This window comes from Pedobacter sp. CG_S7 (assembly GCF_040544395.1).
GTDB lineage: Bacteria > Bacteroidota > Bacteroidia > Sphingobacteriales > Sphingobacteriaceae > Pedobacter.
This window is the reverse complement of record NZ_JBEONS010000010.1, coordinates 37,844-61,225: the sequence shown is the minus strand read 5'-3', so window position 1 is coordinate 61,225 and position 23,382 is coordinate 37,844. Positions and strand designations below refer to the sequence as shown.

Annotated in this window: 21 protein-coding genes; 9 read left to right on the top strand and 12 right to left on the bottom strand. The window is 35.6% G+C overall.

From position 1 onward, the window contains the following. Window positions 1-17: 17 nt before the first annotated feature. Entirely contained in the window at window positions 18-983 is a 966-nt protein-coding gene (locus AAKU52_RS07815; protein ID WP_354331999.1) for a KpsF/GutQ family sugar-phosphate isomerase, read from the bottom strand. 88 nt (window positions 984-1,071) lie between these two features. Between AAKU52_RS07815 and recQ the strand changes: the two genes are divergently transcribed. Together recQ and kdsA are read left to right on the top strand one after the other, a co-directional pair. Beyond that, entirely contained in the window at window positions 1,072-3,261 is a 2,190-nt protein-coding gene (gene recQ / locus AAKU52_RS07810) for a DNA helicase RecQ (protein ID WP_354331996.1), read from the top strand. Between the two features lie 30 nt (window positions 3,262-3,291). Continuing rightward, window positions 3,292-4,107 carry a 3-deoxy-8-phosphooctulonate synthase gene (kdsA, locus tag AAKU52_RS07805; protein ID WP_354331994.1) on the top strand — a complete coding sequence of 272 codons (816 nt, stop codon included), beginning with the start codon at window positions 3,292-3,294 and terminating at the stop codon, window positions 4,105-4,107. Between the two features lie 364 nt (window positions 4,108-4,471). Here kdsA and AAKU52_RS07800 read toward each other — a convergent pair whose 3' ends face one another. Beyond that, window positions 4,472-5,095, bottom strand: a complete 624-nt coding sequence (locus AAKU52_RS07800) for a 7-carboxy-7-deazaguanine synthase QueE (protein WP_354332077.1) — start codon at window positions 5,093-5,095, stop codon at window positions 4,472-4,474. Window positions 5,096-5,207: 112 nt separating this feature from the next. On the opposite strand from AAKU52_RS07800, the gene AAKU52_RS07795 reads away from it, so the two are divergent. After that, entirely contained in the window at window positions 5,208-5,543 is a 336-nt protein-coding gene (locus tag AAKU52_RS07795) for a Rieske (2Fe-2S) protein (RefSeq protein ID WP_354331992.1), read from the top strand. 19 nt (window positions 5,544-5,562) lie between these two features. Here AAKU52_RS07795 and AAKU52_RS07790 read toward each other — a convergent pair whose 3' ends face one another. From AAKU52_RS07790 to AAKU52_RS07770, 5 genes are all read right to left on the bottom strand, one after another. Then, window positions 5,563-6,444, bottom strand: a complete 882-nt coding sequence (locus AAKU52_RS07790; RefSeq protein WP_354331990.1) for a bifunctional 5,10-methylenetetrahydrofolate dehydrogenase/5,10-methenyltetrahydrofolate cyclohydrolase — start codon at window positions 6,442-6,444, stop codon at window positions 5,563-5,565. A gap of 44 nt (window positions 6,445-6,488) precedes the next feature. Beyond that, on the bottom strand, window positions 6,489-8,276 hold the full coding sequence (gene lepA, locus AAKU52_RS07785; RefSeq protein ID WP_354331988.1) for a translation elongation factor 4: 1,788 nt from the start codon (window positions 8,274-8,276) through the stop codon (window positions 6,489-6,491). A gap of 29 nt (window positions 8,277-8,305) precedes the next feature. Further along, window positions 8,306-9,109, bottom strand: coding sequence for a nitrilase family protein (locus tag AAKU52_RS07780; protein ID WP_354331986.1), 804 nt, complete (start codon window positions 9,107-9,109; stop codon window positions 8,306-8,308). A gap of 199 nt (window positions 9,110-9,308) precedes the next feature. Further along, complete coding sequence (locus AAKU52_RS07775; protein ID WP_354331984.1) at window positions 9,309-10,154, bottom strand: CvfB family protein; 846 nt, start codon at window positions 10,152-10,154, stop codon at window positions 9,309-9,311. A gap of 304 nt (window positions 10,155-10,458) precedes the next feature. Beyond that, window positions 10,459-10,815, bottom strand: a complete 357-nt coding sequence (locus AAKU52_RS07770; RefSeq protein WP_354331982.1) for a YtxH domain-containing protein — start codon at window positions 10,813-10,815, stop codon at window positions 10,459-10,461. Window positions 10,816-10,914: 99 nt separating this feature from the next. Between AAKU52_RS07770 and AAKU52_RS07765 the strand changes: the two genes are divergently transcribed. The 4 genes from AAKU52_RS07765 to AAKU52_RS07750 all read left to right on the top strand — a co-directional run bounded on the left by AAKU52_RS07765 (window position 10,915) and on the right by AAKU52_RS07750 (window position 15,731). After that, on the top strand, window positions 10,915-12,066 hold the full coding sequence (locus tag AAKU52_RS07765) for an MFS transporter (protein WP_354331980.1): 1,152 nt from the start codon (window positions 10,915-10,917) through the stop codon (window positions 12,064-12,066). Between the two features lie 35 nt (window positions 12,067-12,101). Then, entirely contained in the window at window positions 12,102-14,522 is a 2,421-nt protein-coding gene (locus AAKU52_RS07760; RefSeq protein WP_354331978.1) for an AsmA family protein, read from the top strand. Between the two features lie 122 nt (window positions 14,523-14,644). After that, window positions 14,645-14,956 (top strand): RNA recognition motif domain-containing protein, encoded by a 312-nt coding sequence (locus tag AAKU52_RS07755; protein WP_354331976.1) that lies wholly within the window; start codon window positions 14,645-14,647, stop codon window positions 14,954-14,956. Window positions 14,957-15,053: 97 nt separating this feature from the next. Continuing rightward, a complete protein-coding gene (locus tag AAKU52_RS07750) occupies window positions 15,054-15,731 on the top strand; it encodes a lysoplasmalogenase (RefSeq protein WP_354331974.1) in 678 nt (225 codons plus the stop codon). Between the two features lie 9 nt (window positions 15,732-15,740). On the opposite strand, the gene AAKU52_RS07745 is transcribed toward AAKU52_RS07750, so the two are convergent. After that, the gene (locus AAKU52_RS07745; RefSeq protein WP_354331972.1) at window positions 15,741-16,145 is read right to left on the bottom strand and encodes a hypothetical protein; all 405 of its coding nucleotides are present in this window, start codon (window positions 16,143-16,145) and stop codon (window positions 15,741-15,743) included. 81 nt (window positions 16,146-16,226) lie between these two features. Then, window positions 16,227-18,812 carry a type I DNA topoisomerase gene (topA, locus tag AAKU52_RS07740; RefSeq protein ID WP_354331970.1) on the bottom strand — a complete coding sequence of 862 codons (2,586 nt, stop codon included), beginning with the start codon at window positions 18,810-18,812 and terminating at the stop codon, window positions 16,227-16,229. A gap of 256 nt (window positions 18,813-19,068) precedes the next feature. Here topA and AAKU52_RS07735 point away from each other — a divergent pair, with 256 nt between their 5' ends. Continuing rightward, entirely contained in the window at window positions 19,069-19,578 is a 510-nt protein-coding gene (locus AAKU52_RS07735; protein ID WP_354331968.1) for a glutathione peroxidase, read from the top strand. 78 nt (window positions 19,579-19,656) lie between these two features. On the opposite strand, the gene mnmA is transcribed toward AAKU52_RS07735, so the two are convergent. Further along, window positions 19,657-20,748, bottom strand: coding sequence for a tRNA 2-thiouridine(34) synthase MnmA (gene mnmA / locus AAKU52_RS07730; protein ID WP_354331966.1), 1,092 nt, complete (start codon window positions 20,746-20,748; stop codon window positions 19,657-19,659). A gap of 404 nt (window positions 20,749-21,152) precedes the next feature. Here mnmA and AAKU52_RS07725 point away from each other — a divergent pair, with 404 nt between their 5' ends. Continuing rightward, window positions 21,153-22,016, top strand: coding sequence for a sigma-70 family RNA polymerase sigma factor (locus AAKU52_RS07725; RefSeq protein ID WP_354331964.1), 864 nt, complete (start codon window positions 21,153-21,155; stop codon window positions 22,014-22,016). A 61-nt stretch (window positions 22,017-22,077) separates the two neighbouring features. Here AAKU52_RS07725 and AAKU52_RS07720 read toward each other — a convergent pair whose 3' ends face one another. Both AAKU52_RS07720 and AAKU52_RS07715 read right to left on the bottom strand, forming a co-directional pair. Then, entirely contained in the window at window positions 22,078-22,395 is a 318-nt protein-coding gene (locus tag AAKU52_RS07720) for a hypothetical protein (protein WP_354331962.1), read from the bottom strand. 102 nt (window positions 22,396-22,497) lie between these two features. Continuing rightward, complete coding sequence (locus tag AAKU52_RS07715; protein WP_354331960.1) at window positions 22,498-23,364, bottom strand: nucleoside phosphorylase; 867 nt, start codon at window positions 23,362-23,364, stop codon at window positions 22,498-22,500. Window positions 23,365-23,382: the final 18 nt, after the last annotated feature.

Sequence of the window (23,382 nt, the reverse complement as noted above, 5' to 3'; positions counted from 1 at the left end):
TTGTTTATAAAATAAGGTTAAATGATTCCTTCCTGAAGAAGGTCGTGTAAATGTATGATGCCAAAATATTGATCTTCTTTTGTGACCAATAATTGCGTTATATTATTGTTTTTAATGATTTCCAATGCATTTATGGCTAATTCACTTTCTTCAATTTTCTTTGGATGTATATTCATGATATCTTTCGCCCTAATATCGGCTAAATTAGAGTGTTTTTCTAACATCCTTCTAATATCCCCATCAGTAATAATTCCAAGTATTTTTTCTTCCTCAACCACTACAACAACACCTAAACGATTCCTGCTAATCTCTATAATCACATCTTTAATAAGCGCCATTCCCGAAATCTGCGGTTTTTCATTCTTTAAAGCAATGTCGCATACTTTAAGATATAGTTTTTTACCCAATGAACCCCCCGGATGGTATTTAGCAAAATCATCTCTTTTAAAATCACGTACATGAAGTAAAGCAACAGCAAGTGCATCGCCCATTGCCAATTGGGCAGTGGTACTTGTTGTAGGAGCAAGGTTATGAGGACAAGCTTCTTTTTCGACTTCAGTATTTAAAATCAGGTCTGCATACTGTGCCAATGTCGAATCAAGCTGGCCAACCATTCCAATTAATTTATTGCCAGAATGTTTAAGCAGTGGTGCCAAAACTTTTATTTCAGGAGTATTGCCACTTTTAGAAATACAAATGATGGTATCATTCCTTTGTATCATTCCTAGGTCGCCATGTACGGCATCTGCAGCGTGCATAAATACAGCTGGCGTACCTGTAGAATTCAAAGTTGCAACAATTTTCTGTGCAATAATGGCACTTTTACCAATTCCCGTAACCACAACACGGCCTTCACTCTGTACTATTATGTTCACAGCGGTTACAAAATCTTCATTAATATTCTTTATTAAGCCTAAAATGGCTTCTGATTCCAAAGCTAAAGTATTGACCCCAGCCTCTATTATAGATTTTTTACTTTTCAAACAGAATTAATTAGTATCTTGATGCTTTAATTAGGGCAAAATTATGTTATTTTGAAGCAAAAATAGCACGGAATATTTTATACACAAAATGGATGTAAAAAAGTCGTTGTTTGACAACTTACAAAACTTTTTTGGTTTTGATAATTTTAAAGGTGATCAGGAGTCAATAATCACCAATGTTCTTGAAAGAAAGAACACGTTTGTAATAATGCCTACTGGAGGTGGTAAATCTATATGTTATCAGCTACCTGCACTGATGAGTGAGGGTACTGCCATAGTAATTTCTCCACTGATTGCGCTGATGAAAAATCAGGTAGATCAGTTGAGGGCTTTTGGGGGGAATGATAGTATAGCACATTTTCTAAATTCTTCATTAAATAAAACTGATATAGCGCAGGTAAAAAGTGATTTGTTAAGCGGGCATACCAAGCTTTTATATGTAGCACCAGAATCTCTTTCTAAACAGGATAACATTGATTTCTTTAAATTGATTAAAATCTCTTTTGTCGCTGTTGATGAAGCGCATTGTATTTCAGAATGGGGGCATGATTTCAGACCGGAATACAGGAAGATAAGACAAGTAATTAGTGGTTTGGGCGAAGACATTCCTATTATTGCATTAACCGCAACAGCAACTCCAAAAGTTCAGCAAGATATTATAAAAAATTTGCAGATGATGGAGGCCACCTTATTTAAATCCTCTTTTAACAGGCCAAATTTGTTTTATGAGATCCGTCCTAAAAGAGATGTGGTTAAAGAAATCATCAGGTATATTAAACAGAACACTGGTAAATCTGGTATTATTTATTGTTTAAGTCGTAAAAAGGTTGAAGAAGTTGCAGAAAGCCTGAATTTAAATGGTATTAAGGCATTGCCATACCATGCAGGTTTAGAGCCAAAGGTTAGGGCAGATACGCAAGATAAATTTCTAATGGAGGATGCTCAGGTTATTGTAGCCACCATTGCTTTTGGAATGGGTATCGATAAACCTAATGTTCGGTTTGTGATACACCATGATATTCCTAAAAGTATGGAAGGCTATTACCAGGAAACCGGTAGAGCTGGCAGAGATGGGGGCGAAGGTATTTGTGTTGCTTTTTACGCACAAAAGGATGTGGATAAACTGGCGAAATTTATGAAGGATAAACCCGTGGCCGAAAGAGAAATAGGAACCCAAATCCTGAAAGAAGTAATCGACTATGCCGAATCCGGCGTCTGCCGCAGAAAACAAATCCTACATTATTTTGGTGAAAACTTTAATGAAACTGGCTGTAACTGCATGTGCGACAACTGTAGAAAACCTAAAAAACAATTTGATGCTGAAGTCCAGTTAAAAGCAGTTTTAACGCTTATTAAAAATATAGGCGAGCGGTTTGATGATACGCATATCCTTAATATTTTAATGGGAATGGAAACCGCTCAAACAATCGCTTATCAGCATTCCAAATTGATGGAATATGGTCTGGGTAAAATTGAAGGGGAGAACCTTTGGAAATCCTTGATCAGACAAGCAGTACTGAATAATTTTCTTTCAAAAGATATAGATAATTACGGCTTATTACATTTAACCAATTCAGGCCGCGACTTTATAGAGAACCCTTATAGTTTAAAGTTTGTGTTGAATGATCCAATTGATGCTGCAAGGGATGATGATGAGGATGATGTAAAGCATGGCTCTGGTGCGCTGGATACACAGTTGTTATCGTTACTCAAAGACCTGACCAAGAAAATTGCTAAACAGAAAAATCTACCTCCATTTGTGGTTTTTCAGGATCCTTCGCTGGAGGAAATGTGTACACACTTCCCAATTTCAGTAGATGAGCTGAAACAAATTTCTGGTGTTGGTAATGGTAAGGCATTTAAATTTGGTGCACCGTTTATTGAGTTGATCAAAAAATATGTGGAAGACAATGACATTGAGCGCCCGGTAGATTTGATTATTAAAACTCAAGCCAATAAATCACAACTCAAAGTTTCTATTATTCAAAATGTTGACCGCCAAATTGGTCTAGAGGATATTGCTAAAGCTAAGGGCATCACTTATTTTGATATTCTGAAAGAAATTGAGGCCATTGTAAACTCAGGTACAAAATTAAATCTTAACTATTTTGTAGATGAAATGATTGATGATGACCGTCAGGATGAAGTATTTGATTATTTTCGTGCCGCAGAAAATGATTCTATTGACACTGCATTGAAAGATTTGGGGGAAGCAGATTATACACGTGAAGAAATACAGTTGATGAGAATTAAATTCATGTCGGAATTAGGTAATTAAGCTACAGCGAGGAATAGAAATAGAATAACCATGATCAATTTTAATATCGACAAATTACAGCATATACAGGCTAATAATTTCTTTTTAATGGCCGGACCTTGTGCCATTGAAAGTGAAGAAATGGCTCTGCGTATTGCTGATAAAATTATAAATATTACCGATAAGTTAGAAATTCCATATATTTTTAAAGGTTCTTACCGAAAGGCAAACCGCTCAAAAGGTAGTTCCTTTACCGGTATTGGCGATGAAAAAGCTTTGAGAATATTAGAAAAAGTAGGCCGGTCTTTTGGTATACCAACAGTAACAGATATTCATGAAAGTGCCGAGGCCGAAATGGCAGCAGCTTACGTTGATATTTTGCAGATTCCTGCTTTTTTATGCCGCCAAACTGATCTTTTAATTGCTGCTGCAAAAACAGGAAAAGTAGTGAATGTAAAAAAAGGCCAGTTTCTTTCTGCAGGATCAATGAAATTTGCCGTAGAGAAAATTGTAGAGGTTGGTAATAATAGGGTTATTTTGACCGACAGGGGTAACACTTTTGGTTACCAGGATCTTATTGTAGATTTTAGGGGTTTACCTGAAATGCAAAGTTTCGGTGTCCCAGTGGTTATGGATTGTACTCATTCCTTGCAACAGCCCAACCAAAGTAGTGGTGTTACCGGTGGTAAGCCAGCATTGATAGCAACCATTGCTAAAGCGGCAATTGCAGTTGGTGCAGATGGTTTATTTATTGAAACCCATCCTGACCCCGCATCGGCCAAATCTGATGGTGCTAACATGCTCCAGCTTAATCAACTCGATGCACTCCTCGAAAAATTAGTAAGAATTAGAAAAGCGGTTATTTAACCGCTTTTTTTTTGACTAATATTTTAAATCAAGTGAACTTCTTCTTCTTATGTTGTAGATATTATCCTATAATTTAATAGACTATTCTCAGTATAGACCCTTAATATTGCGTTATAACTCCTTCGCAGCTTATAGGGACCTCATACCGGCTTTGTATAGCAAATCCGCTATAAGCTCACTACCAGGTGCGTACCTGGTGCCCGTTAAAAACCTATGGGCATCAACTTAATCTTAACTGATTATTGAACAACAGTAACTGAAAGTAACCTTTACAAATAAAGGTTATTAAAACTTTTCAAGGAATAATTTTAGTAGACCGAAATTAAGGTGGTTCTTTACAAAGAAATAAAAAATGGAATATTGATTAAGGTATGTTCAGGTATTTATGCGTCTGCAAAGAGATTTCCCATTTAGGATTGGCCATTACATATTCAATGATCAATGGTGTTATTTCACTTGCTTTAGACCATTCAGGCTGTAAATAAAGCTTACAGTTTTTAGACACGGTAAGGGCATATTGTTCAGCCCAGATAAAATCGCTTTTATTAAACACAATTACTTTAAGCTCATTGGCAAAAGGAGTAATGTCTGGCCTTGGTGCTTTAAATTTCTTTGGCGACAAACAAATCCAATCCCATGTACCCGAAAGGGGATAGGCACCTGAAGTTTCAATAAAAGTTAAAATATTTCTTTCCTTGAGTTTGGCCGTTAGGTAGTCCATGTTATAGATCAAAGGCTCGCCTCCGGTAATTACGACCGCTTTACCTGGAAAGGTTTCAGCTTTAGCAGCAATATCATCTGCTGCCGTTAACGGATGTAGTTCAGCATTCCAGCTTTCTTTTACATCGCACCAGTGACAGCCCACATCGCATCCCCCCAAACGTATAAAATAGGCTGCTTTGCCTGTATTGTATCCTTCGCCCTGTATAGTGTAAAATTCTTCCATTAATGGAAGTAAAGTGCCGTCGCTTGGTATTTGATGTGCCATAGAATTATACAAATGTAAATAATTCTGCATAGTATTAAGATTATATGTAAATTGATCTTAGTTTAAATGACCTGTTTATGAAATTTGGGCTTGATAATGATATAGAAGCGCTATGTTGAAATGGTACAAAATAACTGATGAACTTCCTGAACAAGATTTTGTAAAGCAGATTATTGTTAATGGAAAGAAACTTTGTATGGTGAAGGATCAGGGAGCATTTTATGTTGTCGAAAATACTTGTCCCCATGCCGGTGGAATACTGAGTGGTGGTTGGTGTAAAAATGGCCAATTGGTTTGCCCTATCCACCGTTGGGAATATAATTTGAAAACTGGTAGTGGGGCAGAAGGGCAAGGGAATTATATTGATGTTTACCCTTTGGAGAACAGGATAGATGGCCTTTATGTAGGCTTAGAAGATAGTTGGTTAAAAACGTTTTTTAAACCATAAAAAAGAGATTTACAGTTAATTAACTGTAAATCTCTTTTTTTGCTGAAGCTAAAGTGTTTTTTAGTAAGCCCACTATTGTCATTAACCCTACACCACCCGGTACCGGAGTAATCCATGATGCTTTTGGGGCAACATTTTCAAAATCTACATCCCCATAAAGTTTAAAACCAGATTTTGTGGTAGTAGAAATCTCTCTGTTAATACCTACGTCAATAATGATTGCACCGTTTTTTACCATGTCTGCAGTAACAAAATTCTTTTTACCAATAGCGGCTACAATAATGTCGGCTTGTAAAACAATTTCTTTAAGGTTGTTGGTTTTACTATGGGTCAGTGTAACGGTACAATTTCCGGGGTTTGCATTTCGGGCCATTAAAATACTCATCGGACTACCAACAATATTGCTTCGGCCAACCACTACGCAATGCTTGCCCGTAGTGTCAATTTGATAAGCCTGCAGCATCAATAAAATACCATAAGGGGTAGCTGGAATAAAACAAGGTAAGTTACGCATCATTCTGCCCAGATTTACCGGATGAAAACCATCTACATCTTTTCTATAATCTATAGCTTCCGTAACTTTTTCAGGATCTATATGCTTAGGTAATGGTAGTTGTACAATAAGTCCATCTACAGTTTCATCCTTGTTGATTTCTTCAATTTTCTGAAGAAGTTCTTTTTCAGAAATAGAAACATCATACCTCACTAAAGAAGATTGAAAACCAACCTGCTCACAATTCTTGATCTTGCTGGCAACATAGGTTTCACTGCCACCATCACTGCCTACCAAAATTGCTACTAAATGTGGTTTCCGTGCACTTTCACTTAGAAAATCGGCAGCTTCAGCAGCAATTTCTAATTTAATCTTTTCAGAAGCAAATTTTCCGTCTAGTAACTGCATATTTGTGTTTCTCTTTGTTCTTTAATGAGTATATATTCTTGTTATTAATCTAATTTCAATACTGCCATGAATGCAGATTGTGGTATTTCAACATTACCTACCTGGCGCATGCGTTTTTTACCTTTTTTCTGTTTCTCTAAAAGTTTACGTTTACGAGAAATATCACCACCATAACATTTTGCAGTTACATCTTTACGCATGGCTTTTACATTTTCTCTGGCAATAACTTTGGCACCAATTGAAGCTTGAATAGCAATGTCAAATTGTTGTCGCGGAATTAATTCCCTTAATTTATCACATATTTTTTTACCGAAGTCATAAGAGTTCGAGCGATGTATTAAAGATGATAATGCATCTACATGTTCTCCGTTAAGCAAGATATCTAAACGAACAAGATCCGACTGGCGGTAACCTATCTGGTGATAATCGAAAGAGGCATAACCTTTAGAAATGGTTTTCAACTTATCATAGAAGTCAAACACAATCTCACCCATTGGCATTTCAAAAATCAATTCTACACGATCTGATGTGAGGTAAGATTGATTGACAATGGAGCCTCTTTTTTGAATACAAAGCGACATTACAGGGCCAACAAACTCCGCTTTGGTAATGATATTAGCTTTGATATAAGGCTCTTGAACAAATTCTAATTTGCCTGGATCCGGAAGATCAGAAGGGTTATTGACAATAAATTCTTCGCCACGGGTTGTTTTTGCAATGTAAGAAACGTTAGGTACAGTAGTAATAACTGTCATGTCGAACTCCCGTTCTAAACGCTCTTGAACAATTTCCATGTGCAGCATGCCCAGGAAACCGCAACGGAAGCCAAAACCTAAAGCTGCAGAGCTTTCTGGTTCGAAAACAATGGAAGCATCATTGAGTTGGAGTTTATGCATCGCTTCGCGAAGTTCTTCAAACTCATCGGTATCAACAGGATAAATACCTGCAAAAACCATGGGTTTAACTTCTTCAAAACCTTGAATTACTTCTAAAGAAGGATTGGCAACATTGGTAATGGTATCACCAACCTTAACTTCACGGGCCTCTTTAATACCAGATATGATGTAACCTACATCGCCAGTTTTTACAATAGGCTTAGGGAGCATGTTTAATTTAAGCACACCCACTTCATCGGCAATGTATTCTCTGCCGGTATTGATGAATTTTACTTTATCTCCTTTACGGATTTCTCCGTTAACCACTTTATAATAAGCAATAATGCCACGGAAAGAGTTAAAAACAGAATCGAAAATTAAAGCTTGTAAAGGTGCTTCCGGTTTACCCACAGGTGCAGGTACACGGTCAATAATGGCTTGTAAGATTTCCATTACACCTAATCCGGTTTTTCCAGATGCAGGAATAATTTCTTCTCTTTTACAACCAATCAATTCAATGATCTGATCTTTAACTTCTTCAGGCATTGCACCAGGCAAATCCATTTTATTTAAAATGGGAATAATTTCCAAATCATGCTCTAAAGCTAAATATAAGTTGGAAATGGTTTGGGCCTGGATTCCTTGCGAGGCATCAACGATGAGCAATGCACCTTCACAGGCAGCAATGGAACGAGAAACTTCATAAGAAAAATCTACGTGCCCCGGGGTGTCAATTAAATTGAGGGTGTACTCCTGACCATCAACAGTATAGTCCATCTGTATAGCGTGACTTTTGATCGTAATTCCACGTTCACGCTCTAAATCCATATTATCCAGCAACTGCGCTTGTGATTCGCGTTTGGTAATGGTATTCGTGTATTCTAATAAGCGATCAGCTAAGGTGCTCTTACCGTGATCTATATGTGCAATTATGCAAAAGTTACGTATGTGCTTCATCTTTGCGCAAATATAATCTTTTGATCGGTTTAAACTATTGTAAAATCATCAGCATCTTGCAGAAAAGGAAAGTTTTTGCGTATTTTTGTTAGTTCCTGGTAACCGATACTGAAAGTATAGAGGTCTTCATCTTCAGGTTTATAATATACAGTATTTCCAAAAGGATCTATACACATGGAATGACCACTGTGGTAAACTTGATTACCATCATGACCAACCCTGTTTACAGCAACAACGTAACTTTGGTTTTCTATAGCTCTTGCTGGTATAAGTGCTCTCCAATGAGCAGTTCTACTATCTGGCCAGCTGGCAATTATTAATAAGATATCGTATTCTTCCTTTTTATTTCTAAGCCATACTGGGAAACGCAGGTCGTAACAGGTAGACAATCGTATTTTCCAGCCTTTTAACGCTACAATAACCTGGTTGTTTCCTGCGGTGTAGTGCTCATTTTCCTTCCCCATGCTGAACAAATGACGCTTATCATAATATTTATATTCATAGTCTGGCGTCATCCAAATTAAACGGTTGTAATATTTTCCATTTTCTTTAATTACGATACTTCCAGTAACCACACAATCGTATTTTTTAGCGGTATTAACCATCCATTCCATGGTTTTACCATTCATTTCTTCTGCTAGTACTTCAGGATTCATTGTAAAGCCGGTGCTGAACATCTCTGGAAGCACAATAAGGTCTGTTTTTTCCTTTACACCTGAGGATAATCTTAAAGCGAGATTTTGCAGGTTTTTATCAACATTTTCCCAAAATAAATAAGCCTGGAAAACTGTAATCTTTAAATTGCCGATATTGAGAATACTAGGTTTTTCCATGTTTTTTGATCGTAAAGAATTTTTAAATTAAAGTTTAATTAATCTTTCAACGGCTTTTTCGAGTGTTTCTTGTTTTTTTGCGAAACAAAATCTTAAAATATAACTGTCAGGAGGCCTGCTATAAAATGCTGAAAGTGGTATCGCAGCAACACCAAAATCTGCCTGTTCCAGGTATTTTAGAAGTCGTTACTATCATTATTTATTCTGCTTCTTCGTCTTTAAATAGTTTAATTTCATGATCTGCAATGGTAATCAATCTGTCTTTATACAAGCCTCCAATAATTTTCTTAAAGGCATTTTTACTTAGCTTAAAACGTTCGTAAATAGCATCAGGTGAACTTTTGTCGCCTAACGAAATTACGCCGCCTGAGGCTTTAAGCTCTTCCATAACGCTGTTTTTATTATCAAGAATATGACTATAGCCCATTGGCTGCAAGCTTAGGTCAATTTTGCCATCAACTCTGATTTTTTTTAGCCAGCCTTTACGTATTTCACCTGAATGAAGCTCGTCAAATAACTCGTTGGTATACAATAATCCAATGTATTTATTGTTTACAATAGCATTAAAACCCAAGTCAGAGCGGTCTACAATTAATAAGCTCACTTCATCACCTTCATCAAGGTCAATATCTTCTTCTTCCACGAAATTGGTTAGCCTCGAAGATGCCACCATTCGGTCATTGCTACTATCCAAAAACACGTAAACTACATGTTTATCGCCTTTGAACATAGGTCTTTTTTGTTCTTTTTCCGGAACATAAACATCTTTATCAATGCCCAGGTCCATAAATACCCCATCCTCGCCATCATCAACAACAGTTAAATAAGCAAAATCACCTACACAGGCCAATGGTCTTTTAGTGGTTGCCAATAACCGGCCATCTTTATGTACATATACAAATACATTTATATTTTCACCGGTTTCGGTATTTGGAGGTACAAGATTGTATGGTAATAAAACCTCCTTATCGCCATCAGTTAAAATGAGTCCGGTTTCTGTTTTATTAATGATCCTTAAATCGTTGTATTGTCCTATTGCTATCATATTATTGTTGTTAAGCCATCAACTTCAATGGCTGTTTAATTAATTTGATTGCAAAGGTAATAAACTAGCTGTCCATTGTACGCTTATCAAAAACAAAAGGTGCTGATTTTAAAGAATTGTTTTTTTTAGAAAACTAATTGTTCCAGATGGATTAGGAATAACCTGATCATAGCCAGTTAGGTACAGGTAACAGGGGGAGATCAGATTCAAGAAGTCTGAATTGGAAAAGGTAAGCAGTTAAAGAGGAGATAGGTTAAAAGTATTTGCGGGCCGGTAAATATACTTACCAGCCCTATTATCCTTATTAAATGTTTTGAGGAGCACCGGGTGTAGTAGTTGCTTCATCTTTCAATCCTTGCAAAGAATCAGAAACATTTTTAGATTTTCTTCTTACATCTTCAACAATGCGGTCTTTTGCTTCTAAGGCTTTTTCTGCTTCAGTACTACATTTTGCCTTCATAGATTGAACTTTTTCTTTAACGCTTTCTGTTAAATCATCAGCCTTATCAGCGATTTTACCTCTGGTATCTGCGCCACTTTCTGGTGCAAATAATATACCTATAACTGCCCCAACTGCTAAACCTGCTATTAAAGCTACTATTGGCAAGGATGAATCACTTTTACTTGCTGCACAGTCAGATATTAATTTTTTAAATTTCATAATTTAATGTTTTTACCTACTTAAACAAGTATATTAATTTTATGTTTTAATAAAATTTAAAATAACACAATTTACTACCTTTGTAATTCGATAGGCACTATGATTACTAAAAATAAACACAGAATTTACTTAAGTCTGTTTTTCTTTATGTCTGGTTTAAGTTTTTCAACCTGGGCCTCAAGAATTCCTTCCATAAAATCCAATTTTAATTTTAATGAAGCAGAGTTAGGTACCATACTCTTAGCTTTGCCTATAGGTTCTTTAATTGGTTTACCTTTATCAGGCTGGCTTGTATCAAGATTCAACAGCAGGGTGCCCCTGGCAATTGGTTATGGTTTAAATACACTGGCACTTGCCCTTATTGGGTTTGCTAATAGCACGATAACGCTGATAGCTTCGGTAATGATTTTTGCTTTTACGACCAGAATTTTTAATATATCTGTTAATACCCAGGCTATTACCTTACAAAAACAATACGATAAAAGAATTATCGGTTCCTTTCATGGTTATTGGAGTACAGGCGGCATAGCAGGTATTCTGTTGTCAACGCTTTTTATAGCCTTAAATGTGGGCATGCAAATGCATTTTATCATTATTGGTGCTGTAGCTTTATTTGTAACGGTCTATTCCTATCAATTTTTACTGAAAGAAGACCGTTCAAAAACAGGCAATAAAATCAGTATTCAAAAACCAGATCCCTATATTTTTTACTTGGGTTTGCTGGTTTTTTGTTGTGCAATTTGTGAGGGGGGGATGTTCGACTGGAGCGGGATTTATTTCCAGGAAGTGATAAAGGTTAAAATATTTACCTATGGTTACCTTATTTTCATGACTTTTATGGCACTTTCCAGGTTTATATCAGACACCATAATGGAAAGGATAGGAATGCAGGCTACTTATATCATGTGCAGCCTGTTTATTGTTGTCGGCATTTTACTCTCCATCATTTTTCCATATTTCTGGACCGCCATGATTGGATTTTCTTTAGTTGGTTTTGGAACGGCGGCAGTTGTGCCAATGTCTTATGCCCTTGCCGGAGCTTCCCGTAAATACTCGCCAGGCATGGCAATTTCTATAATCGCTACTTACTCAATTTCGGGCATGCTGATTGGTCCACCGTTAATTGGCTATCTTGCTCATGCTTTTGGTCTTAGGGTGTCCTTTATTATTTTTGGTCTTTGCGGATTAATGCTTATTCCACTTTCGAAAATGTTTTTTAAACATAAACAATCGCTCGAAAAAACAATTTAGCTTTTTAAATGTTTAATTTAAAAATTTTATAATTAATGCCTAATTGGACAAAAATTTCGCTCAAGATTTTCTCTGTAATTTTAGGTTTATTTATTTTCACTTTTATAGTGCTAGCTATTTACGTTCATGCTAATAAACAGAAGTTGCTCGTTGCTATCACTGAGGAATTGAATAGAAATCTGGATGGTAAACTTACTATTGGTGGAATGGAACCTACCTTTTTAAAAGGCTTTCCGGGCGTGTCATTAGTTTTAAACAACGTGGTGATGCAGGATAAGAAATGGGCAGAACACCGCCACACACTTTTATCGGCTAAAAAGTTTAATATCGCCGTAAATGCGCTTGCTTTTTTTAAAGGGATTATTGAAATTAAGAAAATAGAAATCAACCAAGCAGTTATTTATCTTTATACAGACAGTAATGGCTATAGCAATACCTCTGTTTTTAAGAAAAAAAGTAAGGATACGCTTGGTCTGAAGGAAAGTCAGTCTTTGCCAGAGTGGAGAAAGTTTGCTTTAAACCACGTGAATTTTATTATTGATAATCAAAAAGGCAGCAAATTATTTCAATTTGAAATTGATGAGCTCACAGGTAAAATAGATTATCCTGACTCAGGATGGAGAGCTGCTTTACAGCTGAAAATCTTGGTTAAGAGCCTAGCTTTCAACACAAAAAAAGGAAGCTTTATCAAAGATAAAATTCTTGAAGGGCCATTCCTGGTATATTATAATAATAAATCTGAAGTAGTTACAGTAGATCCTAAAAAGATAAAAATAGCAGAGGAAGACTTTATTATTGGCGCTAAATTTTATACAGGTAAAGATCCTGTGGAGTTCGCGATACAAATTAAAGCACCGAAAATTCTCTGGAAGAACGCTTATGGGTTGTTAACACCTAATATCAGCAAAAAATTAAAAATGTTTAATTTGAATAAACCCATTATTGTGAATTGTAACATCGCAGGCAATATGGGTTCTGGGGGTGATCCTTTAATAAATGTAGGTGCCATGATTAGGAACAATACCTTAAGTACTCCGGGTGGTGATGTGTTGAATTGCAATTTTGATGGTGCTTATACTAACAATAATTTCAAAGGACAAGGCTTTAATGATGCTAATTCTGCTATAAAATTATACCACTTCACTGGAATATATGAAGAAATTCCTGTTAATATAGATACGGCTGCCATTAATAATTTAGAACGACCTGTGGCATCTGGTTTCTTTCAATCAGATTTCGATATCACTAAACTCAATAGGCTTATTGGAGCTGACCTGTTAAAATTAAATAGTGGAAAAGCAATAGTAAAACTGGCATTTAAGGCTGATATAGTTGATTTTAAATTGTCAAAACCGTTTGTCCAAGGAAGAGTCCTGATCAACGATGCCGCTATAAACTATGTTCCAAGGAGATTGAATTTTAAGAACACATCCATTTCTCTTGTTTTTACAGAAAAAGATCTTTTAATTAAGAATTTAAGGTTGCAAACCGGAAAAAGCATTGTAAATATGGAGGGAAGTGTCAAAAACTTCCTAAATCTATATTACAGCGCACCGGAGAAAATTTTATTAACCTGGCAAATCAGGAGTCCAGAATTACATTTAGGTGAATTCTTTGGGTTTTTAAGCCAACGAAAACTAGCAGTTAAAAAGAAAAACAAGTTCAGATCAACATTTTCAGAAGATTTAAATGCTGCTTTTGAAAACAGTAGGGTAGCATTGGATTTAGTGGTTGACAAGGTGTATTACCATAAATTTTTAGCAACTGATGCCCGTGCAGAACTTTTCCTTTCACAGGCTGGGATAACGGTTAAAAATGTTCAAGTTAAACATGCAGGTGGATTGTTAAAACTTAACGGAAGCCTAATTCAAAATAAGCATCACAACTACTTCGCTATTAATACTACGATCAGTAATGTGGATATCAAAAATTTCTTTTATTCATTTAACAACTTTGGACTAAGCACGATAACTTCTGAAAACTTACGGGGTTATTTATTTTCTAAAACAAAAATAGCCGGTACGCTAACAGAGAATGGCAAGATTTTGAAAAATTCAATTAATGGGCATGTAATTTTTGATTTGAAGCAAGGAGAATTAATCAACTTTGAGCCCATCACTAAAGTTGGTCAATTTGCATTTCCATTAAGGGACTTAAATAATATTACTTTTCGTAACTTAAATGGAAAGTTTGATATAAAGGGTGAAACGATAACCATAAATCCGATGAATATTAGCTCCAATGTACTTAATATGGATGTTGCAGGAATTTACTCGTTAGGTAGTGGAACAAATATTGCTTTAGATATTCCGCTTAGAAATCCTAAAAAGGACGATGAAATTGAAGATTCTGATGAGAAACGTAAAAAGCGCATGAAAGGTATTGTGCTTCATATTTTAGCTACAGATGGTGAGAATGGGAAAATTAAATTCAAATGGAATAAAAATCACGAATAATTTCCAAACAATTTAATTTGGTTCTTGTTGATAAGTAAAGCATAAAAAAAGATTTTAACTTACACTCACATTGCAAATTAGACATTTAATTTAGTTAGATTTGTATAAATTTTTAAACATTAATGAAGATATTTATCACAGGCCTTCCTTTAGAAGTAGGGGAAGATGAATTAACAGCCGTATTTGGTGATTTCGGTCAAGTAAAATCACTTAGGATTATCAAGGATCGTGAAACTGGCCAAAGCCGAGGTTTTGGTTTTGTAGAAATGCCAAACGACGAGGAAGCCAAAGAAGCTGTTAAAAGAATGAACGGTGGCGATTATAATGGTAACCGTATTAAAGTTGCTGAAGCTCAGGAAAAACCAAACACTGGTGGCGGTAATGCTGGTGGTGGTTTTAAACGTAACAACAACAATAGAGAAAGAAGCTATTAGTAGCTTTTTTTAACAGAATTCTGTAAATAAAACATATATGACCAGCTTTAATTTTATTATAGCTGGTTATTTTTTGTACTAATTTAAATGGCTCTTCATGTTAAAAAAATATAAGGCATTCAGCTTGCTCTTTCTTATTCTTTTAGTTTTTCATTTTATTGCAGTCTTTTTTTCTGTTTCAATACTCCATATTAGCATCAATATTTGTTTTCTTCTTATCTTAATGGTGTTTTTTGTGACGAAAACCAAGCTTCATGGCCGGTTTCATAAACGCCTTTTTACAGGTTTATTGTTTGCCTTGGCTGGTTCTCTCTTGTTACTGTTTACTGGTCGTTTTTTAACGCTCAGTTTTATCTGTAACTTACTTGGTTATGTATTTTATACCCGGGCTTTTTATTTAGATTTCAGGTCTGCACAAGAATTGGATAAAAATAATGCAAGGATAGCAATAGCCTTTTGTACTTTATTTGGTATGGGTTTATATGTTTTTTTACGTCCTTATTTAGGAATAATGAAGATACCTGTAATGATCTATGTATTTATTAGCTGCATGATGCTCATGATGGCAGTTTTTAGAAATCTGCGTGTAAACAGGGAAAGCTTTATATTAATATTTGCTGGAGCGCTATTGCTGCTTTTATCGGATAGCCTATTAGTCATTAATAAATTTGTAGCTACTTTTCCATTTGCAGGAGTATTAATTACAACCATTTATATGACTGCTCAATATTTAATTATAATAGGGGGAGTGGAGCGAAAGTTATTAAATAAATAATGATATTATTTATTTAATCATGACGCCAGCTTTGTTTACCAATGGAATCTTGATTAAATTTTCATCTACAATACTCTCTGGCAGAAAGATGAATTTCCTGTCGTAAATAGTGCTGCCAATATAATAACTTAACCAATATTCATTAGTTAATCCAAAAACGGAAGTATCGATTGCCTCTACGGCAGTAAAGGATTGGGCAGTCATGTCGCCAAGAAAATGCCTCAATACAGAAGTTTTAACAGGTTTACTATCTTTTTCACCATAGCCTTTTGAGCTGATCAGAACATTGGTTATAGGTTCCTGCTTTAAGTTAATCAGGTAAACATTCCAATTTTCAACTTCAGGAGTTTCACTAATCAGCACTACGGCCATCGCTACATCCTCAACAATATTTTCTGGAAGATCTTTTTTCATGATTATATGTTATTTTAAAGGTTATGAATCAATCATAACCTTTAATTGTATGCGGGTTTAAAGCTGTGAGCTTATGCTGTTTTATTTTTTCTTGGTAACGACTTTTTTTGCAGTCACTTTTTTAGCGACTGTCGCAGTTTTACTCACTGCTTTTTTCTTCGCCTTTGCTTTTACTTCGAAAGCATTTGGAATCTGCTCCTCAATTAGTTTTTTCACCTCTTCCAAAGAGAAGTCTTTTAAGTCTTCCTGCGTGTATTTTTCTTTGGTAGCCGGGTTTTTACTTAGCTTCAGCATTTCTTTACCGAAACGGATAAATGGTCCCCATCTTCCGTTTTCTATCGCAATTTTCTCTGCATTCCATTGTTGAATGTACCTATTAGCTTCCTTTTCTATTTTTTTACCTATAAGTTCATCAATATTTGTGTCACTTAACTGCTCAAAGTTATATGCCTTAGGTACATTAATAAACAAGTCATTCCATTTAATGAAAGGGCCAAAGCGACCTGTACCTTTGGTTACCGGAAGTTCCTGATAATGTGCCACAGGTGCATCGGCAAGTATTTTTTCATTAATGATTTCCACTGCACGGTCTTTATCAATAGAAAGTGGATCCTCGTTTTTAGGAACAGAAATGAATGCATCTCCCCATTTAACGTAAGGGCCAAAACGGCCAACACCAACAGATACCTCTTTTTCCTGAAAATCTTCTAATTGAAAAGGTAATTTAAATTGCTCCAGTGCATCTTCAAGGGTAATGGTACCTACCGACTGCGATTTTGCCAAACTAGCATAACGTGGTTTTTCTTCGTCATCAATTTGGCCAATTTGCACCAATGGGCCATATTTGCCAACTTTTACATATACATTTTTTCCACTGGCCGGATCTAAACCTAACAAGCGTTCGCCATTAGCTCTTTCGGCAGTTTCCAATGTGATTTCTACTTCCTTATGAAATGGCGTATAAAAAGAATGCAGCATTTTAGTCCACTCCTGCAAACCCTGAGCAATTTCGTCAAATTCCTTTTCAACTTTAGCTGTAAAGTGGAAATTTACAATATCTTTAAAGTGCTCTACTAGAAAATCATTGACAACCTCTCCAATATCTGTTGGGAAAAGTTTGTTTTTTTCAGCACCAGTAATTTCTGTTTTTATCTCTTTGTTTACAATGCCATTGCTTAACACCATAGATACAAAGTCGCGCTTTTTACCTTCTTTCTCTTCTTTGACCACATAACCCCGATTTTGAATTGTCGAAATTGTGGGTGCATAGGTAGAGGGACGGCCAATTCCTAACTCTTCGAGTTTTTTAACCAGACTTGCTTCTGTATATCTTGCCGGAGGACGGGAGAAACGCTCTGTTGCGTTCATTTCTCTCAACGTTAGCGACTGACCATTAGCTAATGGAGGAAGCATATTATTATTTTCTGCTTCTTCTAGTTCATCATCGTCACTGGATTCTAAATAAACCTTTAAGAAACCATCGAACTTTAATACTTCACCTTCTGCAACCAAATGTTCGCTTCTGCTGCTGATTTGAATATGTGCCGATGTTTTTTCAAACAGTGCTTCACTCATTTGCGAAGCAATAGCCCTTTTCCATATCAACTCATACAGCCTTTCTTCTGAACTATCTCCAGAAATGCTATGGGCATCAAAGTAAGTTGGTCTAATGGCCTCATGTGCTTCCTGAGCACCAGCAGTTTTAGTTTTATAAGTTCTTGGATGAAGGTATTTCTCGCCCCAGGCAGATTTTATTTCATTTGAGGCAGCGAGTATAGCCGTTTCAGATAAGTTGACAGAATCTGTACGCATATAAGTGATTTTTCCACTTTCGTACAGTCTTTGTGCCACCTGCATTGTTCTGGATACGGAGAAACCAAGTTTCCTTGAGGCTTCCTGCTGCAGGGTAGAGGTGGTAAAAGGTGCTGCCGGATTACGTTTAGCCGGCTTGGTTTCAAGTTGACTGATTTTAAAAGATGCCGCAATGCAGTCTTGCAAAAACTTTTCTGCGTCAGTTTCCTTTTCAAATCGTTGTGGTAATTCTGCTTTTACCAATTCTTTTGCGTTTCCGGTATTAAATTGAGCCGATATTTTAAAGGCAGCAGTTGCTTGAAATTTATTGTATTCTCTTTCGCGGTCTACTATTAACCTAACAGCTACCGATTGGACTCGACCAGCTGATAAAGAAGGTTTGATTTTTTTCCATAATACAGGCGACAATTCGAAACCAACCAGTCTGTCCAAAACACGCCTGGCTTGTTGCGCGTGAACCAAGTTATAATCTATAGTACGAGGGGTTTCAATTGCTTTTAAAATTGCTGGTTTGGTGATTTCATGGAAAACGATACGTTTAGTTTTGTTTTCTTTTAATCCCAGGGTTTCGTAGAGGTGCCAGGAAATTGCTTCTCCTTCACGATCCTCATCGGAAGCTAGCCATACCATTTCGGCCTCTTTAGCGAGCTTCTTTAACTCTGCAACCACTTGTTTCTTGTCGGAAGGTACTTCGTAAGTCTGACTGAAATTATTAGCTATATCAATTCCCATATCCCCTTTAACCAAATCACGGATATGGCCATAACTCGATTTTACCAAGAAATCTTTACCTAAATACCCTTCAATGGTTTTAGCTTTTGCGGGTGACTCTACTATTAATAAATTCTTAGCCATTCAGAACGTTTTTCTGCAAATAAAGCTATAAATACCGCTAAATTCAAAATAGAATCCATTTTTTATTGAATTTTCAAATTCAAATGACAGTAATTTCCGTACTTTTTATATCAGTTAGGAGCTATTTCAAAAGGTTGTTTTACTTGGCTAAAGCGTATGGTATAGTTATATTTGTCTGATATTTTACATTTTTTGAGTACTTGATTCTCTTCCAAAAATTAATTCTTAAATTCGTTCTTAAATAAATCCTATCATTATGAACATATTATTCATATTACTAACTATGTTTTTCAGCCCACCGAAGAACATTTACAATTTTACAATCAAAACCATTGATGGTAAAGAGATTAAATTATCCAAATTTAAGGGTAAGAAAATATTGATCGTTAATACCGCTTCGAAATGTGGTTACACCCCACAGTATGAAGATCTGGAAAAATTGCATCAACAATATGGCAAAGAAATTGTGCTTATAGGTTTTCCTGCTGGAAATTTTGGAGGTCAGGAGTTAGCAACCAACAAAGAAATTCAGGACTTCTGTAAAAAGAATTTTGGCGTTACATTTTTGTTAAGCGAAAAAGTAAGTGTGAAGGGCGGAGATATTGATCCTTTATTTCAATACCTTACTTCGGCACAGAATCCGGATTTTACCGGAGATATTAAATGGAATTTCGAAAAGTTCCTGATCAATAATAAGGGTGAACTTCTGCACCGTTACAGGTCAACGGTTAAACCTTTAGACCCTGCAATAACTAAAAACTTCTAATCAAATTAAATTTTAAAAAAGGCTGCATCATTTTTAAAAATGATGCAGCCTTTTTTAAAATTCACTATTTTTTGCTGTTTAGCAGAGGAAACCACCTCCAAGCAAATCATTGCCTTCATAGAAAACGGCCGACTGCCCTGGTGCAATAGCTGATACAGAATGGTCGAATACAACCCTCATTTTATCTTTTTCCTGTACAATAGTACTTAACATTCCAGCATCTTTATAACGTATTTTAGTAATTACATTATCCATTGGAAGGTTAATGTTTTCATATTTTACTAAATTGATATTACGAACCATTGCTTCCCGTCTTTCCAACTCATCCGCTCTGCCAAGTACAACTGTATTGCTCTCTGGTAAGATCTGTGTTACAAACATTGGTTCGCCGAATGCAATACCTAATCCTTTTCGTTGTCCGATCGTATAAAAAGGATAACCTTTATGCTGTCCGACAATCATTCCATTGCTAAGAATAAAATTTCCTCCTGCTACTCTATCCTCAAGATCCTCTACTTTATGTTTCAAAAATGCACGGTAATCGTTATCAGGAACAAAGCAAATTTCATAGCTTTCGCTTTTCTTCGCAAGCTCTTCCTGACCCATGTCTAAAGCCATTTGTCGGATTTTTGATTTTGCAAAAGAACCTAAAGGGAACTTTGTCCGTGAAAGGTTTTCTTGTGATACCCCCCATAAAACATAAGATTGATCTTTATTTTCATCAAAACCTTTTGAAATTACGTGTCTGCCGTTATCTTGTTTTCTGACATTGGCATAATGACCAGTCGCAATAAACTCACAATCCAGCTTATTGGCTCGTTTGAGTAAAGCCTCCCATTTAATATGGGTGTTACACAATACACAAGGATTAGGGGTGCGTCCGGCTAAATATTCATCAACAAAATTATCAATTACATAGTCGCCAAATTCATCCCTAATATCTAAAATATAATGTGGGAAGCCATAATTAACGGCTAAGGTTCTGGCGTCATTGATACTGTCGAGACTGCAGCAGCCGGTCTCCTTACTACTTGTGCCAGAGGTAGCGTAATCCCAAGTTTTCATGGTAAGGCCAATTACCTCATATCCTTGTTCATGTAGCATTACAGCAGCTACTGAACTATCCACACCGCCACTCATGGCTACTAAAATTCTGCCTCTTTTACTCATTGTGTTCTAATCTGGTACAAAAGTAAATGTTTTAAAATAAAGATTGTCGTCAATGACGTCAATAGCTTGTAAAAAGGATTAAATCCCCGCTTTAAAAATTTTTAAATCTATTTTCTATTATTGATAATTTATTTATAAATTAATATTTTTCTTTTTTTGATGATATTTGTAAATAAATTAATTTAAATTAATAATAAGGCCTTAATGATTGGAAAAGGCATTAAGTTAATTTTTTTCAATGAAAGTGATTTTCTTATTTTGAAATGTTGATTTTTCTTTTAATATTTGTTTAAGCCAATTAATTATAGTTATTAAGCCTCAAAGTATTCTTTTGGTTAAAGTAACTTTGTTTTAATGGTGTAAATCTGGTTAAGAGTATAATTGAATATAAAAAAGACAAAGTTATGAGGCAATTAAAAATCGGACAAACCATTACAAGTAGAGATTCAGCATCTTTAGATAAGTATTTATCGGATATTGGAAAAATAGGTTTATTAAGTGTGGAAGAAGAAAGTAATCTGGCTAAGAGAGTTCGTGATGGTGATCTTCGTGCAATGGACCTACTTGTAAGCTCCAATTTAAGATTCGTTGTATCTGTAGCTAAAAAATATCAACATAGAGGAATGGCGCTGGGTGATTTAATCAACGAAGGAAACCTTGGATTAATTAAAGCAGCGCAAAGATTCAATGAAACTAAAGGATTTAAGTTCATTTCTTTTGCCGTTTGGTGGATCAGGCAAGCCATTTTACAAGCACTATCAGACCAGACCCGAATTGTACGCTTACCCCTAAACCAAATCAGTTCAATCATAAAGCTTAATAAAGCAACCTTAACATTAGAACAGGATTTAGAAAGAGTACCTTCATCATCGGAACTATCTGATTTTATGGATGTTGATATTGATAAAGTGGAGGAATATCTAAATATTGCCAGGCTACCAGTTTCTTTAGATGCCATTATTAGCGATGAAATTGGAAGTACTTTACTTGACACTATAGCTGATAACAGTCCAGGTCCTGATTGTGCCTTGCTAAAAGATTCTTTTAATGATGATATTAGAAAAATTTTAGATACCTTACCACTACGTGAACGCAATATTATTATTCTATATTTTGGTTTAGGGAATTCTGAGCCGATTATACTGGAAGAAATTGCGATTATAAATGGCTTAAGTAAGGAGAGGGTTAGGCAATTGAAAGATAAAGCGCTTAAAGAGCTTAGAAGAAGAGCAAAAAGTTTTAAAAATAATATCTTAAATACGGATTAATTGCATTATTTTGTTTGTAGGTTTAATTTTGTATAAAGGGTCGGTTCTGCTTAACCGGCCCTTATATAAATGCTGGTATGGAATCTGGGTCATTTCCCTGTATTTGGTTTTTCCTTATTTGAGAAATTTCTTTAGGTTTAATTCGTGCTAAAGTATTAATTCCTGTTGCGCCATTATACAAAAGAAAGCCACCAATTAAAAGTTCCTGAATTCCCATTACAGGAGAATGGAAAGCTAGTTTTATTCCTCTTTGAAAAATATATGCCCCAACTATTATCGATATAAGTCTTTTTCCAGCATCCATTTCTCTTGCATCATTTATATTGATTAGTGCATTTCCCGTAACAATTGTAAGTTTATGTTTTAAATTCTGGAACATAGTTAATGTTTTTAGGTAAATAAATTTAACACATTTTTCGTATATTTTGTTTGACTAAAAATCAATATTCCAATTTTACATTTATCAATATTACCTTCCCAATTAAGCTAGCCTTTCCAAAATCATTTTTATAGCATTTTCTACTATTTTCTGTGGGTTTTTACTGAATTCAAAACTAACGCGACTGGCTAAAATAGCATTGATTGATAATGCCTTATGTCCGAGTACTTTTGATAATCCATAAATGCCAGCTGTTTCCATTTCAAGGTTGGTAATTCTATCAGGTCCCTGTTTAAAGTTACTAATCATGTCAATAAAATTAGGTACAGCATTTTTAGCACGTAGCTGTCGTCCTTGTGGCGCATAAAATCCTGGTGCTGTTGCAGTAATGCCATGCACAAAATCTCTTCCTATGGTTTTTAATAAAACTGGATCTGCAGCAGTTAAATAGGGGTGTATGTTTCTATCGGTAGAAAAATGCATTTTAATAGCTTCCAGTAAATTGTGTACTTCACCAGATACTTCATGAAGGTAATAGTTCATCAACGAGTCGAATCCTAAACCAAAAGAAGATGCCAGTATGGTACCCATGGGTAAGTCGGGTTGTACCGCACCGGAAGTGCCAATCCGTATGATATTTAAAGAAGTGAGGTTTTCTTTAACAGTTCTCGTTTCAAAGTCAATATTTACCAATGCATCGAGTTCATTGATAACAATATCAATATTATCGGTTCCAATACCAGTAGAAATTACCGTTATTCTCTTTTTCCCCAGTAGGCCAGTATGCGTGATAAATTCTCGTTTTCCTTTTTTTAATTCGATTGAATCGAAATGTTTGGTGATTTCTGAAACACGGTTAGGATCTCCAACAGTAATGACGGTTTCAGCAACATCTTCAGGTAAAAGATTAAGGTGGTAGATACTACTGTCTTCATTGATAACTAAGTCTGATGATAATAATTTTTTCATGTTAAGCCTTGATGTTGC

Excerpts from the sequence above, each read along its gene's own strand:
- recQ (WP_354331996.1), top strand. The coding sequence starts at position 1,072 with ATGGATGTAAAAAAGTCGTTGTTTGACAACTTACAAAACTTTTTTGGT.
- kdsA (WP_354331994.1), top strand. The coding sequence starts at position 3,292 with ATGATCAATTTTAATATCGACAAATTACAGCATATACAGGCTAATAAT.
- AAKU52_RS07800 (WP_354332077.1), bottom strand. The coding sequence starts at position 5,095 with ATGGCACATCAAATACCAAGCGACGGCACTTTACTTCCATTAATGGAA.
- AAKU52_RS07795 (WP_354331992.1), top strand. The coding sequence starts at position 5,208 with ATGTTGAAATGGTACAAAATAACTGATGAACTTCCTGAACAAGATTTT.
- AAKU52_RS07790 (WP_354331990.1), bottom strand. The coding sequence starts at position 6,444 with ATGCAGTTACTAGACGGAAAATTTGCTTCTGAAAAGATTAAATTAGAA.
- lepA (WP_354331988.1), bottom strand. The coding sequence starts at position 8,276 with ATGAAGCACATACGTAACTTTTGCATAATTGCACATATAGATCACGGT.
- AAKU52_RS07780 (WP_354331986.1), bottom strand. The coding sequence starts at position 9,109 with ATGGAAAAACCTAGTATTCTCAATATCGGCAATTTAAAGATTACAGTT.
- AAKU52_RS07775 (WP_354331984.1), bottom strand. The coding sequence starts at position 10,154 with ATGATAGCAATAGGACAATACAACGATTTAAGGATCATTAATAAAACA.
- AAKU52_RS07770 (WP_354331982.1), bottom strand. The coding sequence starts at position 10,815 with ATGAAATTTAAAAAATTAATATCTGACTGTGCAGCAAGTAAAAGTGAT.
- AAKU52_RS07765 (WP_354331980.1), top strand. The coding sequence starts at position 10,915 with ATGATTACTAAAAATAAACACAGAATTTACTTAAGTCTGTTTTTCTTT.
- AAKU52_RS07760 (WP_354331978.1), top strand. The coding sequence starts at position 12,102 with ATGCCTAATTGGACAAAAATTTCGCTCAAGATTTTCTCTGTAATTTTA.
- AAKU52_RS07755 (WP_354331976.1), top strand. The coding sequence starts at position 14,645 with ATGAAGATATTTATCACAGGCCTTCCTTTAGAAGTAGGGGAAGATGAA.
- AAKU52_RS07750 (WP_354331974.1), top strand. The coding sequence starts at position 15,054 with ATGTTAAAAAAATATAAGGCATTCAGCTTGCTCTTTCTTATTCTTTTA.
- AAKU52_RS07745 (WP_354331972.1), bottom strand. The coding sequence starts at position 16,145 with ATGAAAAAAGATCTTCCAGAAAATATTGTTGAGGATGTAGCGATGGCC.
- topA (WP_354331970.1), bottom strand. The coding sequence starts at position 18,812 with ATGGCTAAGAATTTATTAATAGTAGAGTCACCCGCAAAAGCTAAAACC.
- AAKU52_RS07735 (WP_354331968.1), top strand. The coding sequence starts at position 19,069 with ATGAACATATTATTCATATTACTAACTATGTTTTTCAGCCCACCGAAG.
- mnmA (WP_354331966.1), bottom strand. The coding sequence starts at position 20,748 with ATGAGTAAAAGAGGCAGAATTTTAGTAGCCATGAGTGGCGGTGTGGAT.
- AAKU52_RS07725 (WP_354331964.1), top strand. The coding sequence starts at position 21,153 with ATGAGGCAATTAAAAATCGGACAAACCATTACAAGTAGAGATTCAGCA.
- AAKU52_RS07720 (WP_354331962.1), bottom strand. The coding sequence starts at position 22,395 with ATGTTCCAGAATTTAAAACATAAACTTACAATTGTTACGGGAAATGCA.
- AAKU52_RS07715 (WP_354331960.1), bottom strand. The coding sequence starts at position 23,364 with ATGAAAAAATTATTATCATCAGACTTAGTTATCAATGAAGACAGTAGT.